This window comes from Pseudomonas sp. A014 (genome assembly GCF_052378495.1).
In the GTDB taxonomy this organism is placed as follows: Bacteria; Pseudomonadota; Gammaproteobacteria; order Pseudomonadales; family Pseudomonadaceae; genus Aquipseudomonas; species Aquipseudomonas machongensis.
This window is the reverse complement of the sequence record NZ_CP199001.1, coordinates 5,521,806-5,543,054: the sequence shown is the minus strand read 5'-3', so window position 1 is coordinate 5,543,054 and position 21,249 is coordinate 5,521,806. Positions and strand designations below refer to the sequence as shown.

The window sequence follows — 21,249 nt, the reverse complement described above, 5'->3', positions numbered from 1 at the left end:
ACCCCGGGCCGGGACAAAGCCGGCCCGGGGTAGTGCGGTGTCGCCAGCGGGTCATTCGCGCTCGGGGTTGGCCTGGAGGGTCAGCTCCTGTATCAGGCGGGCTTCCTTTGCCTGCTTTTCATGCTTCAAGCTGTCGAACTCCGGCGCGAGTTGCTCCAGGGTGCTGTCGGGGAACTGCTCGGGCAACGCCAGTACCTGCGCCTGGTACTGCTGTTCGATCGCTTCGAAGCGCGCCTGGTGGGTGTGGCGCAGGTAGCGAATCCATTCTTCGTTGCTGGTGGCGTAGTTCAGGAACGACTCGCCCTGTTCTTCGCGGTGCACCTGGTCCACGGCCAGCGCCAGCTCGTTACGGCTGACATCGGCGAAAGCCTCGTACAGCATGTTGTCGTCCGGTACGCCAAGCTTGAGTTCCGCATTCAACCCGCGTCGATAGGCCAGGCGCACCTCTGCCTCGTCGCGCCCCCTGGCTTTGTCCCGGGCGATCTCGTCCAGCCGGTGCAGGCGGAAGAGACGACGCAGCTCCCGGTAGAGCGTGTGCTCCGACTCTGCCGCCTCGGTCAGCAAGCGCCGGCCGTCGATCAGCAGTTCGATGTTCTGGAACACCAGCAGGGCGCCGTCATGGCAGGTCTGGTTGCCGGTGTCGGGCTGCACCAGGGCCTCTTCGGCCACGGCGTTGAACAGCAGACGCTCCTCGGTATTGACCGCGGCCTTGACCAGCATCAGACGCACGCGCTCGCAGAACGATTGGCGGGTCTGGCCGTTGCGATAGGGGGCAGCCTGGCGCAACCGACCGACCAGCGCCAGCAGGTTGGCAGCGTCACCGCTTTCTTCGAGGGTTTCCCAGGCGCTTCTCAGGGCCTCGTTCTGCGCCTGGGCGCCGAGCGACCAGTCGTCGACGTTGGGCAGGTCGTTATCGGCAGAGAGCATCGGGTTATGCAGGTGTCCGCCAGCCATTTCATCATCTGAAGAGGTGAGCAAGAGCAGATCCTCGGGCACGTCCATGGCGAAGGTATAGCTGTGCTGGCTGTCCGATGAGGTGCGCGCGCGCGTCATGGTGTCCATGCTCAACGGGTTGCCGAACAATGCGATCGATGAGATCGGGAAACCGTTATCGATGTTGCTGAGGATGTATTCGGGAAGTTCGGTGAGCTGGTTTTCACTGAGATCCAGCATGTCCATCGGCAGCAGGCTGTCGATCCATGCCGGCCATTGCTGCAGGCCCATGTTGTTCAGGTCGAGGCGGCGCAGGTTGCGTAGCGCTTCGGGCACTTGGGTGATGTTGCCCATGTGGTTGCCGCCCAGGTCCAGCACTGTCAGGTTGCTCAAGTGGGCGAGGGTTGCAAGCATGCTGTCGTCCACCTCCAGGTTCATGTCGCGCATCGAAAGATAGGTCAGGCGTGGCAGGCGGAGCAGTGCCGTGGGCAGGGTCTGGGTGGCGCCGATGTATTCCACCAGGTTCAGGCTCTCGACGTTCGGGAGTCGGGCGAGAAACGCATCCAACTGCTCTGTGCTTCCACTCGCTCGGGATAGGGACAGGTTGCGCACCCGCTCGTTGAAGAAGGTCGGCAACTGTGGCGGGAAATGCCCCAGGTCCATGTCTTCCAAGCGCAAGGTCGTCTGGGTCAGGCCTTGTTCCTGGCTCTGCCAGAAGGTGCTCAACGCGGAGCCGATACGGCGGCGGGCAAGTGTCGCGGCTTGGCTTGGCGGTGCGCTCGAACTGGAGGCGTTGGCCCACTGGTCGATGGCCTCGTGCAGCGTCTGGCGTTGCTGGAGGTGCTGGTCGAGACGGGTACGCAGGCTGGGCGAGATATCGACCGTGACGTTGGGGCTCGACGCTTCCTGGGCCAGCAGCAGGCGCAGCAATTGGTCATCGCTGATGCGGTTGCCTTCCAGTGTGATGACGGTGTGTGGGCGTGCGTCGGCGTGGCTGTTGAGCAGCATGCCAGGCAGTACCCGCAGGTTGTTGTCGCGTAGCGAAAGTTCGCCGATGTTCGCCAGTGCCCCTAGGCCCAGACCCTGCGGCCAGTGGTCGAGGGTCATACGGTCGAGACCAAGGTAGTCCAGCGTGAGCTCGCGAAAATCCGGGCGGTAGCGTTCGGAAAGGCGGTTGCCGCTGAAGTCCAGGCGACGCAGGCGAGGCAGGCCGGCGAGGCTGTTGATGTCGCTCTCGGACAGTTGCAGGTTCTGGTTCAGCAGGCTGAGCGATTCGAGTTCGGGGAAGTGTATTGCCATCAACCCAACGCTGAACAGCATTTGCGATGGGGCGGCGGTTTGCGAGTAGGGGCGGCTGATTTCGAGTGAGCGCACGCCTGGCAACTGTCGGAACAGGTTGTTCAGGTGCCGCTCGTATGCGGTCCAACCCACGCTACTGCCAAATGACGGCTCGGTCAGTTGCACGTGCGTGATGGTCGCCCTGAGGAAGTCGGGCAGGTCCGAAGGGAAGCTGCTGAGGTCGATGCGCTCCAGGTGCAGCGGGGCTTGGGTGTCTCCGAGGGCGGGCAATGCGTTGCGGTGCCAGTGATTCATGAAGCGTGCCTGAAGCTCGGAGAACGTTTGTGGCGGGACAAGGATGTCGGGGTGGACCGCCGTGCGCCAATCGTCCAGCCAGCGCTGCAGGGCGGTGCGCTGTTCTTGCAGCTCGCGCAGGCGGTTATGGATGTCCGAACGGTTCATGCCGCTGGTTTCAAGGCGGGTCAGGATCTGTTCGGCCGAGCGGGAGAGGTGTTCGGGCAGTTCGAGGGTGCGGATGATGCGCAGCAGTGTATGGCGGGTGAACGAACCCCCAACCGCACCTCGACCGCCCAGTGGGTAGCCGATGCGCCCGTCGGCCAGGCGCATCGGTGAGCGGTAGCCTGGGTTCAGCGGTTGCATGCCCAGCAGGCGCCTGAACGTAGCGCGTGGCAGGAGGTTGGCCTGGATCAGGCGTTGCAAGGCAAGGGTCTGTTCGGCACCGTCGCCCGCCAGTGTTTCGCGCAGGGCGGCGGGTATCACCTCGAGCAGTGCGCTGTACAACGAAGTATGCGAGGACAAGGAGGTGGCCGATTCCGCAAGGTAGCCTGAGGCGGTGCTGACGAGGGTCTGGCCCTGCGTGTCGGTGGTGCCGATCTCGAAGGTTCCGCCAGGCAACTGCTCCAGTGTCAGGCGGGTGCCGGTTGGCCAGTCGGACAACTGCTCCAGCGTGTACAGCGCCAGCCGCTCGCTATCGGCATTGCGCACCGAGTCCAGGAATAGTCCCTCGTAGGCACGCGCCAGGCGCACCTGTTGCTGATAGAGGCGTATTTCCTGGGCCAGGCGGTAGGGCACCTTGGCTTGTGCCAGGCTTTGCAGCTCCTCGGGCGTGGCGTGGCGCAGCAGTTCCTCGACGATGGCATTCGGCAGTTGCGGGTAGCGCTGCTGGATGAGCTCTGCGGACGGCGTCACGCTGCTCGACAAGGCGCTGTAACGCGTGGCGAATTCTGCCTGGGCCATGTGTGGCTCGGCGTAGGCGGGCGTCTGGCTGATCTGCTGGTCCAGCGTGAAGCGCACCAGGGTGTCTTCCAGCAGCGCGGGAAGCCGCTGGTTATCGGCGATGATCCGGCGCAGCACGTCTTCCTGGGTGTCGCTGATCTCCAGAATGCGGGTGATGGTTGCATCGTCGAACGCGGCGGCCAGCGGGCTTGCGCGACGCATGAGGGTAAGCGCCTGCCAGGTCAGCGGCTGGTCCAGTTCGTGCAGCCAGGCACCGGCACCATTGTGGCGCAGGCTCGGTTGGTAGCTCTGCGGGTTGTGCGGGTGTTCGAGCCGGTATTCACCAGTAGGCGTCGCCTGGCTCAGCGAATAGTGGGTGCCATCCAGCGCCAGCCAGGTCTTGCCTTGATGATGGTACAGGCCGAATTCATCTGGCTGCAGGTCGGCTGGCAGCAGAATGTCGTGCGCGAACGGCCGCAGGTCGGGCGCCCACAGGCGGGTCTGGCCATCGGGCAGTTCGATGGGGGTGAGTTCCTCGATGAACGAGGGCGTTTCCACCGGAATACGCTCGAGCGCCGGTACCTCGCCTGTGCCGCCGGCGGCCCCCAGTGCGGCGGTGAGCGCCACGTTCTCGACCACATCCATCAGGTACTCGAAGGCCTGTTGCTGGTCGCCGCTGGCCCAGCTGTCCAGGCCCTCGAACACCTCGTAGCTCAGTTGGATAGCGGCCACGCCCATCATCACCTGGCCCAGCACGGGTATGAAGAAGGCGCTGATGTTGAGCGCGTCGAATGCCAGCTGGGTGAAGTAGGCTCGACGCTTTTCGGCGGTCTTTTCGTCCTCGACGGCGGTGGGCACCGCGTGGAATGCCGCGTCGTCCTTGAGCCGCTGCTGCTTGTGCTCGACCTGATGGGTGAGCAGCGGCTGGCGCAAGGGCTCCAGGGTCACCGGAACCCAGGCGTCTGGGTCGCGGACCCGCTCGACCTGGCCGTCTTGGCCGTCGGGGCCAGGTTGTACGGTGCTCCAGTCGACCGGTTGCAGGCAGTCGCGCAGCTTTTCGAAGAAGGTGGCGCTGTCACGCGCCGGCACTGCGCGCTTGAGCTGATCGATCGGCATCATCCACAGCTGTTCGCGCAAGTGGGCCTGTGCCTCGTGCACCGAATGGTGCTGCTGCAAGGGGGTGTCGCTGCCGGGCAGGTAGGTGACGAGGAGGCCTTTGTGCGGCAATAGCAGCGGATCGTAGGTCAGTAGCTGCTCGGGAGAGGGGACGGCGCCGATGACCATGGCCCCGGTCAACGGCACCCCGAACAGGGCCAGCCCGGCGCAACGCACCGGGCTGCCCTGGTACTCGGCTGGCTTGTCCTCGACGAGGGCGAGCAGTATCGAGTGCAATTCGGCGTCGATCGCTTGGCTGAGTAAGGCTTTATGCACCTCCACGCGCAAGGCCGCCTGTTCGGTCGCGCGCAGCGCTGGCGCCGCGGAGTTCAACACGTCGCCGATCAGCGTCTGGTACTGGCCGCCGATGTCCAGCTCACGGCTCAGGGCCGCGAACTCGTGGGGAACGATGGAGAGTTGCTTCCCGTCCGGCGTAAGGAACGTAAAAGTGTTGCTGTCGACAACGGCTGCGCTGAGCCATTGTCCATCTAACCCATTGGGCTCGGCTTCGGCCTCCTCGAAATTCTGCAGCGCACAGTGCAGCAGCGATTGAGTGGCCAGTTTCAACGCACGCTGCCCATTGACGACGGGATCGCCTTCCAGCTGCAGTTTGTAGGCTTCTGCCTTGCTGGCATTGATCAGGTAGTGGGTGGACACGTCGAGGGACAACGTGAACCGCTTTTCAATCGCCTGGCGCAAGTGCTGGGTGGCGAAAGCTGTCAGCGCCGGGAGCGCACCCAGTTGCGCATTGAGCTCGGTGCTGTGGGCCTGGTAGTCGGTATAGGCCTGGGCAAGGTCGCGGGTGGTAGTGTTGGCCTGCGCGAACCAGGTCGGCGGGGTTTTGAGGGTTTCGCGCATGATGGTGTGCGCATGGGCAGGGGTTGTGTGCATCCACGGCGGCATCTTGTGTTCGATCAAGGCGTGGGGAGCGAGGGGGGCTGAAGGCTTCATGGCGGTGTCTCATGGGGAAATCGCCGATGCTAGTGAGCCGCGCAGGCCAGGCTGACATAACAGTTTATAGAGGCCGTGGGGCAATGATCTGGCAGGCCCATCACACGGGTACATGCTCAAAGCGCAATTCAGGTTTATGATGGCCCTCGGCCGAACAATCCTCACACGGAGTGCGCAATGCAGACCCTCTACCCGCAGATCAAACCCTACGCCCGGCACGATCTGGCCGTGGAAGCGCCGCACGTGTTGTATGTCGATGAAAGTGGTTCGCCTGAAGGTTTGCCGGTGGTGTTCATCCACGGAGGTCCGGGCTCGGGCTGCGACGCCCAGAGTCGTTGCTACTTCGACCCCAACCTCTACCGCATCATCACCTTCGACCAGCGCGGCTGTGGGCGCTCCACGCCACACGCGAGCCTGGAGAACAACACCACCTGGCACCTGATCGAAGACCTGGAGCGCATCCGCGAGCACCTGGGCATCGACAAATGGGTACTGTTCGGTGGCTCCTGGGGCTCGACGCTGGCGCTGGCCTACGCCCAGACCCACCCCGAGCGCGTGCATGGCCTGATTTTGCGCGGGATCTTCCTGTGCCGTCCCCAGGAAATAGAATGGTTCTATCAGGCGGGCGCCAGCCGTCTGTTCCCCGACTACTGGCAGGACTACATCGCGCCGATCCCGGCCGATGAGCGCGGCGACCTGGTCAAGGCTTTCCACAAGCGCCTGACCGGCCACGACCAGATCGCCCAGATGCAAGCCGCCAAGGCCTGGTCGACCTGGGAAGGCCGTACTGCCACGCTGCGTCCCAATCCGCTGGTGGTCGATCGCTTCTCCGAGCCTCAGCGTGCGCTGTCGATCGCCCGTATCGAATGCCACTACTTCATGAACAATGCCTTCCTCGAGCCGGACCAGCTGATCCGCGATCTGCCGAAGATCGCCCACCTGCCGGCGGTGATCGTGCATGGACGCTATGACGTGATCTGCCCGCTGGACAACGCCTGGGAGCTACACCAGGCCTGGCCGAACAGCGAACTCAAGGTGATCCGCGATGCTGGCCACGCCGCGTCCGAGCCAGGCATCACCGATGCCTTGGTACGCGCGGCAGACCAGATGGCGCGTCGCCTGCTCGACCTGCCCCTGGAAGAAGCATGAAGGGCCTGCTGCAGCGTGTACGCGCAGCACGGGTCGAAGTCGAGGGCGAGATCGTCGGCGCCGTAGACCAGGGTTTGCTGGTGCTGGTGGCGGTCGAGCCTGAAGATACCCGCGAACATGCCGATAAGCTTTTGCACAAGCTGCTGAACTACCGGGTGTTCAGCGACCCGCAAGGCAAGATGAACCTGTCGCTCAAGGACATCGGCGGCGGGCTGCTGCTGGTGTCGCAGTTCACCCTGGCCGCCGACACCCGTAGTGGCATGCGGCCGGGTTTTTCGACGGCGGCGCCGCCTGCACTGGGGGCCGAGCTTTTCGACTATCTTTTGCAGCAGGCTAAGCTTCAGCACTCGAACGTCGAGAGTGGCCGTTTTGGTGCAGATATGCAGGTTCACCTGGTCAATGATGGCCCCGTAACATTTATGTTACAAATATGAGCCGCAAAAACCCCTTGTTTGTAGGAAAACAAGGGGTTTTGTACGATAAATAGTTTGTCCAGCCTGATGCGTTGTAACGCAGCCTGCTGGATAATCGCGCGCTGCGTGAGCCTGCGTTCGCAGGTTCGTTTCACTCTGACTCGAGCATTGTCTGGATCCGTTTGGGGAATCATTGCGCCCTTGCGGGGTCCGAACAGTGCTCGCCAACCCGGCATTGGTCGCTGGCCGTTGGTTTCATGATCTGTTTACGGCGAGGGTTGCTCGTGATTGTAAGTCCCTGTAATGCACCAAGAATCCCCGGCAATCGGCTGCGCACGGCCTTGTTGGCAGGCGCAGCGCTGGTTGGCCTGATGAGCGCTGGCCAGCTGTGGGCATTCAATCTTGACGATGTTGCAGCCAAGGCAAAGGATCTGGCCGGCCAGAAGTACGAAGCACCGAAGAGCAACCTGCCTCCGGTGTTCCGCGACATGAAGTACGCGGACTATCAGAAAATCCGCTTCATCCAGGAAAAGGCCGAATGGGCGAATGACAAGACCCCGTTCAAGCTCTCCTTCTATCATCAGGGCATGCACTTCGACACGCCGGTGACCATCAACGAGATCACCGCCAAGAAGGTCGAAGAGATCAAGTACGACCCGAGCCGCTTCGAGTTCGGCGACGTACCGCACGACGCCGATGCCACCAAGAACCTCGGCTACGCCGGTTTCCGCGTGCTCTACCCGATCAACAAGCCTGACAAGCAGGATGAGATCATGACCCTGCTGGGCGCCAGCTACTTCCGCGTGGTCGGCAAGGGGCACGCCTATGGCCTGTCTGCCCGTGGCCTGGCCATCGACACCGCGCTGCCGTCCGGCGAAGAGTTCCCGCGCTTTCGCGAGTTCTGGATCGAGAAGCCCAAGCCCGCCGACAAGCACCTGGTGATCTACGCGCTGCTCGATTCGCCACGTTCCACCGGCGCCTACAAGCTGACCGTGCGTCCAGGCGACGACACCATCGTCGACGTCAAGTCCAAGGTGTTCCTGCGCGATCACGTCAGCCGCCTGGGCATCGCCCCGCTGACCAGCATGTTCCTGTTCGGCCCGAACCAGCCGTCGAAGGTACAGAACTACCGTCCTGCGCTGCATGACTCCGAAGGCCTGTCGATCCACGCCGGCAACGGCGAATGGCTGTGGCGTCCGCTGAACAACCCGAAACACCTGGCAGTCAGCAACTTCAGCGTCGAGAACCCGCGTGGTTTCGGCCTGATGCAGCGTCAGCGCGCCTTCAGCGACTTCGAAGACCTCGACGACAACTACCAGAAGCGTCCAAGCACCTGGATCGAGCCCAAGGGCGACTGGGGCAAGGGTACCGTCGACCTGGTCGAGATTCCGACTGCCGACGAGACCAACGACAACATCGTTGCTTTCTGGAGCCCGGAAACCTTGCCTGAGCCAGGCAAGCCCTTCGAGTACAACTACCGCCTGCACTGGACCATCAGCGAGCCCAAGTTCCAGGCCCAGGACCTTGGCTGGGTCAAGCAGACCCTGCGTTCCACCGGTGACGTCAAGCAAGCCAACCTGATCCGTCAGGCCGATGGCAGCGTGGCCTTCCTGGTCGACTTCAACGGCCCGGTGCTGGCGGCATTGCCGGAAGACACCGCGGTGCGCAGCCAGGTCAGCGTGGGCGACAATGCCGAGCTGGTCGAGAACAATCTACGCTACAACCCTGAGATCAAGGGCTGGCGTCTGACCCTGCGGTTGAAGGTCAAGGATCCGAAGAAGTCCACCGAGATGCGTGCCGCGCTGGTACGCGATGTTCCGGTCGAGGCGCCGAAGGAAACCAAACCTGCCGAAACCAAGCAGGACAAGGCGGCCGCCAAGCACGCCAAGGCTCAGCATGCCAAGGCCGAGAAGGCCGAGACGCCTGCCGAGCAACCAGCCGCCGACGCGGCGTCCACCAACGGGGCCCCGGCCACCACCGAGAAGGTGCTGACCGAAACCTGGAGCTATCAGTTGCCTGCCGATGAGTAACTCAAGCGCAAGGCCGGAATCGCTTGGCGAGTACCTGGCCCACCTCCCTCTGAGCGATGAGCAGCGAGCGGAACTCGCCAGCTGCTCTTCCTTCAGCGAGCTGCACCAACGCCTGGCGGCCGATCCGGCCGCCAGCGCCACCGAGGCCGTCCAGGCTTCGGTGGGTTCCCGTCTGACGGTTGGCAGTGCCGCCGAGCTCGAAGAGGCCGAGATGCTCGGCGTCGACGGCGGTGGCCGCCTGTGCCTGAAGATCGCCCCGCCGATCAAGCGTACCAAGGTCCTGCCCGAGCCCTGGCGCACCAATATTCTGGTGCGCATGTGGCGGCGCATGACTGGCCGCACCAACGCTCCGCAACCGCCCAAGCGCGAGTTGCCGCCGGCACGCTGGCGCCGGGTCGGTTCGTTGCGCCGCTACATCCTGCTGGCGCTGATGATCGGTCAGACCATCGTCGCCGGCTGGTACATGAAGGGCATCCTGCCGTACCAGGGCTGGTCGTTCGTCGACCTGGACGAAGTGGTCAACCAGCCGATCTGGGACACCGTCGTGCAGGTCTGGCCCTATGCCTTGCAGACCTCCATCCTGATTCTCTTCGGCATCCTGTTCTGCTGGGTGTCGGCGGGCTTCTGGACCGCGCTGATGGGCTTCCTCGAGCTGCTCACCGGCCGCGACAAGTACAAGATTTCCGGCAGCAGTGCCGGCAACGAGCCGATCCCGGCCGATGCCCGCACCGCGATCGTCATGCCGATCTGCAACGAAGATGTGCCACGGGTCTTCGCTGGCCTGCGCGCGACCTTCGAGTCGGTGGCCGCCACCGGCAACCTGGACCGCTTCGACTTCTTCGTGCTCAGCGACACCAACGACACCGACATCGCCGTTGCCGAGCAACAGGCGTGGCTCGAGGTGTGCCGTGAGGCGAAAGGCTTCGGTCGTATCTTCTATCGCCGCCGCCGCCGCCGCGTGAAACGCAAGAGCGGCAACCTCGACGACTTCTGCCGTCGCTGGGGGGGCGAATACAAGTACATGGTCGTGCTCGACGCCGACAGCGTGATGAGCGGTGAGTGCTTGAGCAGCCTGGTGCGCCTGATGGAGGCCAACCCGGACGCCGGTATCATCCAGACCGGGCCGAAGGCTTCGGGCATGGACACGCTCTATGCGCGCATGCAGCAGTTCGCCACCCGTGTGTACGGCCCGCTGTTCACCGCCGGCCTGCACTTCTGGCAGCTGGGCGAATCGCATTACTGGGGGCACAACGCGATCATCCGCATGAAGCCCTTCATCGAGCACTGCGCCTTGGCGCCATTGCCGGGCAAGGGCGCCTTCGCCGGCGCGATCCTGTCCCACGACTTCGTCGAAGCCGCGCTGATGCGCCGTGCCGGCTGGGGCGTGTGGATCGCCTACGACCTGCCGGGCAGCTATGAAGAGCTGCCCCCGAACCTGCTCGATGAGCTCAAGCGCGACCGGCGCTGGTGCCACGGCAACCTGATGAACTTCCGCCTGTTCCTGGTCAAGGGCATGCACCCGGTGCACCGCGCGGTGTTCCTCACCGGGGTGATGTCGTACCTGTCGGCACCGCTGTGGTTCCTGTTCCTGGTGCTGTCGACCGCATTGCTGGCAACCAACACGCTGATGGAGCCGCAGTACTTCATCGAGCCGTTCCAGCTGTATCCGCTGTGGCCGCAGTGGCACCCGGAAAAAGCCATCGCGCTGTTCTCCACCACCATCGTGCTGCTGTTCCTGCCCAAGCTGCTCAGCATCATCCTGATCTGGGCCAAGGGCGCGACCGAGTTCGGCGGGCGGATCAAGGTGACCCTGTCGATGCTGATGGAGATGCTGTTCTCCATGTTGCTGGCGCCGGTGCGGATGATCTTCCACACCCGCTTCGTGTTGGCCGCGTTCCTCGGCTGGGCAGCGACCTGGAATTCGCCGCAGCGTGACGACGATTCCACCCCGTGGAGCGAAGCGGTGCGGCGTCATGGCCCGCAGACCTTGCTGGGTATCGCCTGGGCTGCGCTGGTGGCTTGGCTGAATCCAAGCTTCCTGTGGTGGCTGGCGCCGATCGTCGGCTCGCTGGTGCTGTCGATCCCGGTTTCGGTGATCTCCAGCCGTGTGCGCCTGGGCCTGGCGGCCAAGGACGAGCGCTTGTTCCTGATTCCCGAGGAATACGCCACGCCGCACGAGCTGCTGGCAACCGACCAGTACACCCACGAGAACCGCTGGCACGCCCTGAACGATGGCTTCGTTCGCGCCGTGGTCGATCCGCGTCAGAACGCCCTGGCCTGCGCCATGGGTACGGCCCGTCATGGTCAGTCCGATGCGATCGAGACGCTGCGCGCCGAGCGTATCGCCAAGGCGCTGGAAGCGGGCCCCAAGGGGATCGACGGCAATACTCGCCTGGCCCTGCTGAGCGATCCGGTGGCGCTGTCGCGCCTGCACGAGCGGGTGTGGACCGAGCAGAACGAGGCGTGGATCAAGGTGTGGCGCAACTCCATCGCCAACGATCCGCACTCGCCGCTGTTGCCGCTGCATCCCGAGGGTGAGGGCCAGCCGGCACTTGTCGGCGCCTGATCCATCGCATTCGCGGGCAAGCCCGCTCCTACAAAGCCTGTAGGAGCGGGCTTGCCCGCGAAGCTTTTTCTGCTGCCATGATTTTTGGCCAACAAAGTCCCCACCGGCTCTAGGTCCCAGGGCCTGCATGCGTTAGCATCCGTCCCGACACAACGCACCGGTCGGAACGATCGTGCACACAATAAAATTCTGCGTACTTCTTGCTAGGGGACCTGGTGATGATGAAGAAATACCTGTCGCGCATGCTGCTCGGCGTCACCGCGCTGATCGCGGTCACAACCGCCCAGGCGGGCGCCATCGATGATGCGGTCAAGCGCGGCACCCTGCGCGTGGGTATGGACCCGACCTACATGCCGTTCCAGATGACCAACAAGCGCGGCGAGATCGTCGGCTTCGAGGTCGACATCCTCAAGGCGATGGCCAAGTCCATGGGCGTCAAGCTCGAAACCGTCTCCACCGCCTATGACGGCATCATCCCGGCCCTGCTGACCGACAAGTTCGACATGATCGGCAGCGGCATGACCCTGACTCAGGAACGCAACCTGCGCCTGAACTTCAGCGAACCCTTCATCGTCGTTGGCCAGACCCTGCTGATCCGCAAGGAGCTGGCAGGCGAGATCAAGTCGTACAAGGACCTGAACAACGAGAAGTACCGCCTGACCTCCAAACTCGGCACCACCGGCGAGATGGTCGCCAAGAAGCTGATCAGCAAGGCCAAGTACCACGGCTACGACAACGAGCAGGAAGCGGTGATGGACGTGGTCAACGGCAAGGCCGATGCCTTCGTCTACGACGCGCCGTACAACGTGGTCGCGGTGAACAAGGCAGGCGCCGGCAAGCTGGTCTACCTGGAAGAACCCTTCACCTACGAGCCGCTGGCATTCGGCCTGAAGAAGGGCGACTACGACAGCATCAACTTCATCAACAACTTCCTGCACCAGATCAAGCACGACGGGACCTACGATCGTATTCACGACAAGTGGTTCAAGAAGACCGACTGGCTGAAGGACATGGAATAAGAGCCCGGACCACAAGCCCTGGCGATGACCCTGACGCGCAGGCAACCCCTGCGCGTTCGCATTTACGGAAGCACCCACGTGATCAAACACAAGAAAGCCCAGTGGCCCTGGCACGCGCTTACCGCGCTGGTGCTGGTGGGCCTGGCGTTCAGTCTGTACATGGCCACCTCAATGATTTCCTACGAGTGGCGCTGGAACCGTGTGCCGCAGTACTTCGCCTTCCAGGCCGAAGACGTGCAGCGCGCCGCGGCCTACGGCACCGTCGAGGAGATCGTCGTGTCCGGTAACGACGCCCGCGTCACGCTCAAGAGCGAGGACGGCGAGGTACAAGTGCTGGAGGTGGTCAAGGACAGTCTGCAACTGAGCCGTGGTGACGATGTCGCCGAGGGCGACCAGATCGGCGTCACCCGCCACTGGGCGGCCGGCCCGCTGGCCTGGGGCCTGTGGACCACCTTGTGGATCTCGGTGCTTTCCGGTGCGTTTGGTTTGGTGATCGGCCTGTTCGCCGGGTTGTGCCGGTTGTCGAGCAACCCGACCCTGCGCGACCTGTCCACGGTCTATGTCGAACTGGTGCGCGGTACGCCGCTGCTGGTGCAGATCTTCATCTTCTATTTCTTCATCGGCACCGTGCTCAACCTGTCCCGCGAGTTCGCCGGGGTGGCGGCGCTGGCGCTGTTCACCGGCGCCTATGTGGCCGAGATCGTCCGTGCCGGTGTGCAGTCGATCGCCAAGGGGCAGAACGAAGCGGCGCGCTCGCTGGGCCTGAATGCCAGCCAGTCGATGCGCCATGTGATCCTGCCCCAGGCGTTCAAGCGTGTGCTGCCGCCACTGGCGGGGCAGTTCATCAGTCTGGTCAAGGACACCTCGCTGGTGTCGGTGATCGCCATTACCGAGCTGACCAAGAGCGGTCGCGAGGCGATCACCACGTCGTTCTCGACCTTCGAAATCTGGTTCTGCGTGGCAGGCCTGTACCTGCTGATCAACCTGCCGCTGTCGCACATTGCCAGCCGGCTCGAGCGGAGGCTTGCGCAAAGTGATTGAAGTCCGTGACCTGTTGAAAGTCTTCGACACCCGTGGCCAGGTGGTGCGTGCGGTGGACAGCGTCTCCACCCAGGTTGCCAAGGGCGAGGTGGTGGTGGTGCTGGGCCCCTCGGGTTCCGGCAAGTCGACCTTCCTGCGCTGCCTGAACGGCCTGGAGCATTTCGACGAAGGCCATGTGGCCATCGATGGGCTGCGCCTGGAAGACCCCAAGACCGATATCAACGCCTACCGCCGTGAAGTCGGCATGGTGTTCCAGCACTTCAACCTGTTCCCGCACATGACCGTGCTGGAGAACCTGTGCCTGGCGCAGAAGGTGGTGCGCAAACGTAGCAAGGCCGACCGCGAAGCCAAGGCCCGTGCACTGCTGGAGAAGGTCGGCATTGGCCAGAAGGTCAATGAATACCCCTCTCGCCTCTCGGGGGGGCAGCAGCAGCGGGTGGCCATTGCCCGCGCCCTGGCGATGGATCCGAAGGTGATGCTGTTCGACGAACCGACCTCGGCGCTCGACCCCGAGATGGTCGGCGAGGTGCTGGATGTCATGAAGACCCTGGCCCAGGAAGGCATGACCATGGTCTGCGTGACCCATGAGATGGGCTTTGCCCGTGAGGTGGCTGACCGGGTGCTGTTCTTCGACCATGGCAAGTTGCTGGAAGATTCGGCACCCGCTGCGTTCTTCGCGGCGCCGAGGGACCCGCGGGCCCAGGCGTTCTTGCGCCAGGTGCTTTGATCGGATCGCTCTTTGCGTGGGCAAGCCCGACCTCTTGTAGGCGCAAGCTTGCCCGCCAAGGCACACCACCGTTCCTACAGGCTGAATCGCCCCACCATCCCCCGCAACTGCTGCCCCAGCTGCTGTAGTTCACCACTGGAAGTGGCCGTCTGTTCGCTCGCCGAACTGGTGTGATCGGAAGCCTCGCGCACACTGATCACGCTGCGGTTGATCTGTTCGGCCACCACGCTCTGCTCTTCGCTGGCGGTGGCGATTTGCTGGTTCATCCCCTGGATGTTCGATACGGTCCGGGTGATCTGCCCCAATGCATCGCCCGCGCGGCGACTCAGCTCGACACTTTGCTCGGTCAGGGTCCTGCTGCTGTCGAGCAGTGAAGTGACTTCATCGGTGCCCTGGTGCAGGCTTTCGATCAGGTGCTCGATCTCCTCGGTCGACTGTTGGGTGCGCTGGGCCAGGCCCCGTACTTCGTCGGCCACCACCGCGAACCCGCGACCGGCTTCGCCGGCACGTGCCGCTTCGATGGCCGCATTGAGGGCCAACAGGTTGGTCTGTTCTGACACCGACTTGATCACGTCGAGGATACTGCCGATCCGTTGGCTTTCCCCCGCCAGGTGTTGCATCGAAGTGAGGCAGCGGTCCATCTGCGTTGCCAGCTGTTCGATACGCGCGATGGCTTCGGCCACTACCTGATCGCCCACTTGCGCCTGCTGGTCAGCGTCGGTTGCGGCCAATGAGGCATGTTCGGCGTTCTGTGCCACTTCCTGCACGGTCGCGCTCATCTGGTTCATCGCCGTGGCCACCTGGTCGGTTTCCTCGCGCTGCTGAGTGATGCGCTCGAGCGTGTCTGCGCTGGCCCCGGCCAGTTGCGAGGCCGCTTGTGACAAGTGCTCGACGCTCTGGTCGATGCCGCCGATCAGCTGGCGCAGGCTCAGCGTCATCTCGCACATGCTGCGCTGCAACTGGCCCATTTCGTCGCGACGCGCCACCGTTTCCACTTGGCTGAGGTCGCCGTGAGCGATGCGGGCGGCCTGGGCCAGTGTCTGGCGCAGTGGCTCGGTGATCTGCCGGGTGATCAGCCAGCCGGCCAGCACGCCGACAGCCAAGGCCAGCAGTGCCACGCTGGTCAGCAGTGAGCGAGCGGCTACGGCTTCATGGTCGCGTTGGGCAACTTTCTGCTCGGCCAGCGTCACGCTGGCGTCACTCAGGTCGTTACCGATGACTTCCATGTCGCTTTGCAGTTGTTCGACGCGGATCGCCGCGCGACGGTATTGCTCCAGGCTGGCCCGGTACTCGGCCAGGGCGGGCTTGGGGCGCGCCATGAGCTCGCTCGACAATGCGAGCGGTGCAAGTGCCGTCAGCATTTGCTCCAGGCTGGCTTGCGCAGCATCGAGCGCCGCATTGCCGACCTGTGCGAAGTCCTCGACGGGCGAGAACGTGTAGGCGGGTACCAGGCTTTGCTGGTTGGCGCTGTCGACCTGGCGCGTGAGCGTGTCCATCAGTCCGAGCAGGTTGCCCTGCGGCTGGTCGGCGGGAAGCTTGAGCAGCGCTTGGGTCTGCAGGTCGTCGATGACTTCATCCAGTATCCGGTCCTTGTCGCGCATGATCTTGCGCAGCTCGGCACGGCTATCGACTGCGCGCAGCAGCTCGGCGTAGTTCTCGCGCAGGCGCTGCAACTGACGCAGCTTCTCGCTGAGCAGCTCGCGCGACTGGTCGACGCTGCTGCGTTGCTGGAGCACGGTGAGCCGGCGTTCGAGCTGGTCGAGGATCGCGTCGATGCGTGTCTTGCTGGTGTCGTCGGCCAGCACGCGGTAGGTGATGCGTTCGGCGCGCAGGTCTTTGCTCAGGTCACTGATCTGCACGATCTCGCTGAGCTGTTGCGAGCGGATGATGGCGCCGTCCAGGGCGCGCCAGCCGCTGACGGTGGTTGCGAGTGTGAGCAACAGGACCACGGCGAAGCCGAGGGTGAGTTTGAGTCGCACGCTGAGGTTGGCGAGGCAGCGATTGAGATATCCGAACATGGCGAGTCTCCATCCATATGAGAGAAGGACCATGCTGGTAGGTTGCCAGCATGGTCCTTCTGCTCATCGGCAGAGCGCGCGTGGGACTCGACCTGTAAATCCTGTGGGAAAGTTCCACTGGCAGGTAGTGATTATTCCTTGCCCGGCGGCGCTCAGAGACGGAAGCGGGCTACCAGGCCCTGCAGGTGGGTGCCGAGCCGCGCCAGCTCGACGCTGGAGCTGGCAGTCTCTTCACTGGCCGCCGAGGTCTGGTCGGAAATATCCCGTACATTCATCACGCTGCGGTTGATCTCCTCGGCCACTGCACTCTGCTGCTCTGCCGCCGTAGCGATCTGCTGGTTCATCGATTGGATCGACGACACGGTGCGGGTAATGGTATCCAGCGAGCTGCCGGCGCGACGGGTCAGTTCGACGCTGCTGTCGGTGAGTTCGCGGCTGCTGTCCATCACACTGGATACCCGCTGGGTGCCGCTCTGCAGGTTGGCGATCAGTTCCTCGATCTCCTCGGTCGACTGCTGGGTGCGCTGCGCCAGGCTGCGTACTTCATCGGCGACAACGGCGAATCCGCGACCAGCCTCGCCTGCGCGTGCAGCTTCGATGGCGGCGTTGAGGGCCAGCAGATTGGTCTGCTGGGCGACCGACTTGATCACGTCGAGCACGCTGCCGATCTTGTCGCTCTCGGTCTTGAGCTGGTTCATCGCTTCGCTGGAGTTACCCACTTCGTTGGCCAGGCGCTCGATCTGGGCGATGACCTCGCCGACCACCCGATCACCCTCGCGAGCCTGCTGATCGGCCATCAGCGCGGCTTCCGACGCCTGCTCGGCGTTGCGCGCGACTTCCTGCACGGTGGCTGCCATTTCGTTCATGGCGGTCGCGACCTGATCGGTCTCCACTTTCTGGTTGTTGACCCCTGCGCTGGTCTGCTCGGTGACTGCCGACAGCTCTTCGGCAGCGCTGGCGATCTGGGTGACGCCGTCACCGATACCGCTGATCAGTTCGCGCAGGCCCTGGGTCATGCGTTGCATGCTGGCTTGCAGTTGGCCGAGTTCGTCGCGACGTTGCACCAGCAGGTCCTGGCTCAAGTCGCCGCTGGCCACGCGTTCGGCGGCGCTGAGGGTCTGGCGCAGGGGCACGACGATCTGCCGGGTGATGGCCCAGGCGGCAATGATGCCTAGCAGCAGGGCCAGGGCACTGGCTCCGCCCAGTAGGGTCTTGGCCTGCAGGGCACCACTGTTGCGCACGGCGGTCTGCGATGCGGTCATCTGCGTACCGGCATCCATCAACACCTGGCCCTGTACAACCATGCGTTGCAAGGTCTGCTCCGCGCTGGTCTGCGCTGCGCCGAACTGGTTCACCGCATCGCGATAGGCGCCCATGGCATTGGCGGCATCATCGAGACTGGCGGCGTATTCGGCGGGCACCCTGGCCGGCAGGGCCTTGAGCACAGCGAGCGCCTGGTCGATGGCATCCAGCGCGGTCTGCTGGAATTCGGCCTTGCCGCTATAGGTGTAGCCGCGCACCTGGAAGCGCGCCTGCTGGAGCAAGGCGCTGGCCTGCACGATCTGTTGATAGAGGCTGATGTCGCCACCTTGCGCAAGGCGTTGCTGCACCTGACCGATCAGCGCAGCGGCCTTGTCGGCGCTGTCACCCAGCACACTGCGTGCGGCTTCACGGCGCTGGCCGGCCTGCTTGAGCTCGACGAAGGCCTGGCGGTATTGGCGCACGGCTTGACGCTGCTGCTCCAGGCGCTGGCGATCCTGCGGATGCTCGATCTGCCCGAGCATCATCTCGACCTGCTGCTCGAGCTTGCCGAGCGCTTTTTCCAGCTCGCCCGCCGATGCGTCGTCGCGATTGCGTTCGTACTGCTGGCGGGCGATGCGCAGGTCCTGGCTGTAGCCGAGGATCAAGGAGATGTTGCCCAGCTTGTCACCGCGGTCGATGATCGAGTCCATGCCGCGCCAGCCTGTGGCGGTGATCGCCATGGTCAACAACAGTACCAGGCCGAAGCCGGCCCCCAGTTTGCGACTGACGCTCACGTTTCCCAGCGACTGGACAACCTTTCCGTACATGACGATCTCCCCGGCGACTTGAAAAGCCAGAATTTTCTTGTGTTGCAAGGCCATCGGCCTGTTGGGGAGAAACTTGATGCCAGGATGCTGACCGAATGGTCAGAATATTCGGGAAAGCAGAGCCGTGACCGCCGTTTCCACGCGCAGGATGCGTTCGCCCAGTTGTACGGGGGCCAGGCCGGCCTTGCCCAGCAGTTCCACTTCGTAGGGAATCCAACCGCCTTCCGGGCCGATCGCCAGGGTCACCGGCCCTTGCACCGCGCGTGGGCAGGCCGGGTAGGGGCCGGGATGGCCAACCAGGCCGAGCGTGCCGTCGGCGATGGTGGGCAGCCGGTCTTCGACGAAGGGTTTGAAGCGCTTTTCGATGATGATTTCCGGCAGCACGGTGTCACGGGCCTGCTCAAGGCCCAGGATCAGGTTCTCGCGGATGCTGTCCGGCTGCAGGAACGGCGTCTGCCAGAAGCTTTTCTCGACCTTGTAGCTGTTGACCAGGATCAACCGTGGCACGCCGAGGGTGGCGATGGTCTGGAACAGACGGCGCAGCATCTTGGGGCGGGGGACGGCCAGCACCAGGGTGAGCGGCAGCTTTGCCGGTGGTTGCTGATCGAAGCTGACCCGCAGCTCGGCTTCGTGGCCCTCCAGGCGGATCACCTCGGCCTGGCCCATCAGGCCGCCGATGCGGCCCACGCGCAGGGTGTCGCCCACCGCCACGCGGTGGATGTCCTGCATGTGCGTGAAGCGGCGGTCGGCCAGTACGACACGGTCGGTCGCGACGAAGTCGGCCTCCTCGAGCAGCAGCAGGTTCACGCCTGGGTCGCTGGTGGCTGGTCGTTGTGGTCGTCCGCGGCTTCATCCTGCGGATGGCTGCGCTTGCGGATCAGGCCGCCGAACAGCACGCCGATCTCGAACAGCAGCCACATGGGCACGGCCAGCAGGGTTTGCGAGAAGATGTCCGGCGGGGTGAGGATCATGCCGACCACGAAGCAGCCGATGATCACGTAGGGACGGATCTTCTTCAGGTACTTCACATCGACAACGCCGATCCACACCAGCAGCACCACCGCCACCGGAATCTCGAAGGCGACGCCGAAGGCGAAGAACAGGGTCATGACGAAGTCGAGGTAGCTGGCGATGTCGGTCATCATCGACACGCCTTCAGGGGTGGCGCTGGCGAAGAAGCCGAAGATCAGCGGGAACACCAGGAAGTAGGCGAAGGCCATGCCGGCGTAGAACAGGATGATGCTGGAGATCAGCAGCGGGATGGCGATGCGCTTTTCATGGCGATACAGCCCCGGTGCGATGAAGCCCCAGATCTGCTGGAGGATGAACGGGATGGCCAGGAATAGCGAGACGATCATGGTCAGCTTGAACGGCGTGAGGAACGGTGATGCCACGTCGGTGGCGATCATCGTCGCGTTGGCCGGCAGGTGCGCACGCAAGGGTGCCGAGACCAGGGTGTAGATCTGCTGGGCGAAGGAGAACAGCCCGGCGAAGATCAGGAAGATAACGGCTACGCAACGCAGCAGGCGGGTGCGCAGTTCGGTCAGGTGCGAGACCAGCGGCATGGGCTGGTCGTGTTCCGGAGTTTCGCTCATGGGGCTCGGGGCGGCTGGTGCGGCTCAGGGGTGGTCGTGGGCGCCGCTGGGGCGGCATTGGCGTCGGCGACAGGTGCGGGAGTCTCGCTCGCGGCCGGCGTGTTCACGGGCTGCGCGGGCGGTGTCTGCGGGTTGAGGATGCGCTTGGCTTCCTGTTCCATCTGCAGGATGTGCTCGTTGTGCAACTGGCGGCGGATGTCATCGGCACCGATCTCGCGCTCGACTTCCATCTTGATGCTGTTGAAGCTGCGCTTGAGCCGGCCGATCCACAACCCCGCAGTACGCGCGGCGCCAGGCAGGCGCTCGGGGCCGAGCACCAGCAGGGCAACCAGGCCGACGAGCAGCAGCTCGCTGAAGCTGATGCCGAACATGGGTCAGTCTTTCCGTTGTGGCTCTTGGACCGGCTGAGCCTGGCCCTCGATGGTGTGCGGCTGGCTCAGCGGCGCGGTGTTGTGCGGCTGCTGGGTGGGTTGCACGGAAGGCTGGACAGGCGGCGGAGTCTGCTCTGCAGGCTTGCTCTCTTCCTCGTTCATGGCCTTGCGAAAGCCCTTGATCGATTCGCCCAGGTCGCTGCCGAAGTTCTTCAGCTTTTTGGTGCCGAACACCAGCACTACGACGACCAGCAGGACGATCCAGTGTTTCCAGTCAAAGATACCCATGGTGTACTCCCTTGAATGATGTGTAGCCTGAGCGGGCGTTATCGCAGGGCGAGCCCGCTCCTGCAGGGGCATGGCGATCAGGTCGGTTGGCGCGCGGCCTTCTCGTCATGGCCGGAAAGCCCGAAGCGGCGGTCGAGTTCGTCCAGTACCGCCTGTGGATGCTGCCCCAGTGCGCTGAGCATCACCAGGCTATGAAACCACAGGTCGGCGGTTTCATAGATGACATCACTGTAATCCTTGCTCACGGCGGCGTCCTTGGCGGCGATGATCGTCTCGATCGACTCTTCGCCAAGCTTCTCCAGAATCTTGTTCAGACCCTTGTGGTAGAGGCTCGCCACGTAGGAGCTGTCGGGGGCCGCCTGCTTGCGTTGTTCGAGCACTTCAGCCAGGCGATCGAGTGTGTCGCTCAT

15 protein-coding genes and 1 pseudogene are annotated in these 21,249 nt (G+C 63.7%); 7 read left to right on the top strand and 9 right to left on the bottom strand.

The annotated features are described in order from the left end of the window. Positions 1–51: 51 nt before the first annotated feature. Positions 52–5,553 (bottom strand): dermonecrotic toxin domain-containing protein, encoded by a 5,502-nt coding sequence (locus ACTYOL_RS25645; protein ID WP_444757288.1) that lies wholly within the window; start codon positions 5,551–5,553, stop codon positions 52–54. 177 nt (positions 5,554–5,730) lie between these two features. On the opposite strand from ACTYOL_RS25645, the gene pip reads away from it, so the two are divergent. The 7 genes from pip (at position 5,731) to ACTYOL_RS25610 (ending at position 14,498) form a co-directional block, all read left to right on the top strand. Beyond that, the gene (gene pip / locus ACTYOL_RS25640) at positions 5,731–6,702 is read left to right on the top strand and encodes a prolyl aminopeptidase (RefSeq protein ID WP_054894800.1); all 972 of its coding nucleotides are present in this window, start codon (positions 5,731–5,733) and stop codon (positions 6,700–6,702) included. Beyond that, complete coding sequence (dtd, locus tag ACTYOL_RS25635) at positions 6,699–7,136, top strand: D-aminoacyl-tRNA deacylase (RefSeq protein ID WP_065863878.1); 438 nt, start codon at positions 6,699–6,701, stop codon at positions 7,134–7,136. Before pip ends, dtd begins: the two co-directional genes overlap by 4 nt. A gap of 263 nt (positions 7,137–7,399) precedes the next feature. Continuing rightward, a complete protein-coding gene (locus tag ACTYOL_RS25630; RefSeq protein WP_081255321.1) occupies positions 7,400–9,145 on the top strand; it encodes a glucan biosynthesis protein G in 1,746 nt (581 codons plus the stop codon). Further along, positions 9,138–11,711, top strand: coding sequence for a glucans biosynthesis glucosyltransferase MdoH (gene mdoH / locus ACTYOL_RS25625; RefSeq protein ID WP_444757287.1), 2,574 nt, complete (start codon positions 9,138–9,140; stop codon positions 11,709–11,711). Before ACTYOL_RS25630 ends, mdoH begins: the two co-directional genes overlap by 8 nt. Positions 11,712–11,932: 221 nt before the next feature. Further along, on the top strand, positions 11,933–12,730 hold the full coding sequence (locus ACTYOL_RS25620; RefSeq protein WP_054894813.1) for a transporter substrate-binding domain-containing protein: 798 nt from the start codon (positions 11,933–11,935) through the stop codon (positions 12,728–12,730). Positions 12,731–12,808: 78 nt separating this feature from the next. Beyond that, entirely contained in the window at positions 12,809–13,771 is a 963-nt protein-coding gene (locus tag ACTYOL_RS25615; RefSeq protein ID WP_054894812.1) for an amino acid ABC transporter permease, read from the top strand. Beyond that, positions 13,764–14,498 carry an amino acid ABC transporter ATP-binding protein gene (locus ACTYOL_RS25610; protein WP_153774291.1) on the top strand — a complete coding sequence of 245 codons (735 nt, stop codon included), beginning with the start codon at positions 13,764–13,766 and terminating at the stop codon, positions 14,496–14,498. Before ACTYOL_RS25615 ends, ACTYOL_RS25610 begins: the two co-directional genes overlap by 8 nt. Before the next feature lie 74 nt (positions 14,499–14,572). On the opposite strand, the gene ACTYOL_RS25605 is transcribed toward ACTYOL_RS25610, so the two are convergent. The 8 genes and pseudogenes from ACTYOL_RS25605 to ACTYOL_RS25570 form a co-directional block, all read right to left on the bottom strand. Further along, positions 14,573–16,516, bottom strand: a complete 1,944-nt coding sequence (locus tag ACTYOL_RS25605) for a HAMP domain-containing methyl-accepting chemotaxis protein (RefSeq protein ID WP_444757286.1) — start codon at positions 16,514–16,516, stop codon at positions 14,573–14,575. A gap of 152 nt (positions 16,517–16,668) precedes the next feature. Beyond that, positions 16,669–17,382 carry a methyl-accepting chemotaxis protein gene (locus ACTYOL_RS25600; RefSeq protein ID WP_444758177.1) on the bottom strand — a complete coding sequence of 238 codons (714 nt, stop codon included), beginning with the start codon at positions 17,380–17,382 and terminating at the stop codon, positions 16,669–16,671. A gap of 141 nt (positions 17,383–17,523) precedes the next feature. Further along, positions 17,524–18,468 (bottom strand): annotated as a pseudogene (locus tag ACTYOL_RS25595) (methyl-accepting chemotaxis protein); the annotation flags it as partial. Positions 18,469–18,684: 216 nt separating this feature from the next. Next, positions 18,685–19,392 carry a 16S rRNA (uracil(1498)-N(3))-methyltransferase gene (locus tag ACTYOL_RS25590; protein WP_444757285.1) on the bottom strand — a complete coding sequence of 236 codons (708 nt, stop codon included), beginning with the start codon at positions 19,390–19,392 and terminating at the stop codon, positions 18,685–18,687. After that, a complete protein-coding gene (gene tatC, locus ACTYOL_RS25585; protein WP_063546576.1) occupies positions 19,389–20,180 on the bottom strand; it encodes a twin-arginine translocase subunit TatC in 792 nt (263 codons plus the stop codon). The genes ACTYOL_RS25590 and tatC overlap by 4 nt, the downstream gene beginning before the upstream one ends. Further along, positions 20,177–20,551, bottom strand: coding sequence for a Sec-independent protein translocase protein TatB (gene tatB, locus ACTYOL_RS25580; RefSeq protein ID WP_197893370.1), 375 nt, complete (start codon positions 20,549–20,551; stop codon positions 20,177–20,179). Before tatB ends, tatC begins: the two co-directional genes overlap by 4 nt. 3 nt (positions 20,552–20,554) lie before the next feature. Beyond that, positions 20,555–20,839 carry a twin-arginine translocase TatA/TatE family subunit gene (locus tag ACTYOL_RS25575; protein ID WP_054894793.1) on the bottom strand — a complete coding sequence of 95 codons (285 nt, stop codon included), beginning with the start codon at positions 20,837–20,839 and terminating at the stop codon, positions 20,555–20,557. Between the two features lie 77 nt (positions 20,840–20,916). Beyond that, on the bottom strand, positions 20,917–21,249 hold the full coding sequence (locus ACTYOL_RS25570) for a phosphoribosyl-ATP diphosphatase (protein WP_054894792.1): 333 nt from the start codon (positions 21,247–21,249) through the stop codon (positions 20,917–20,919).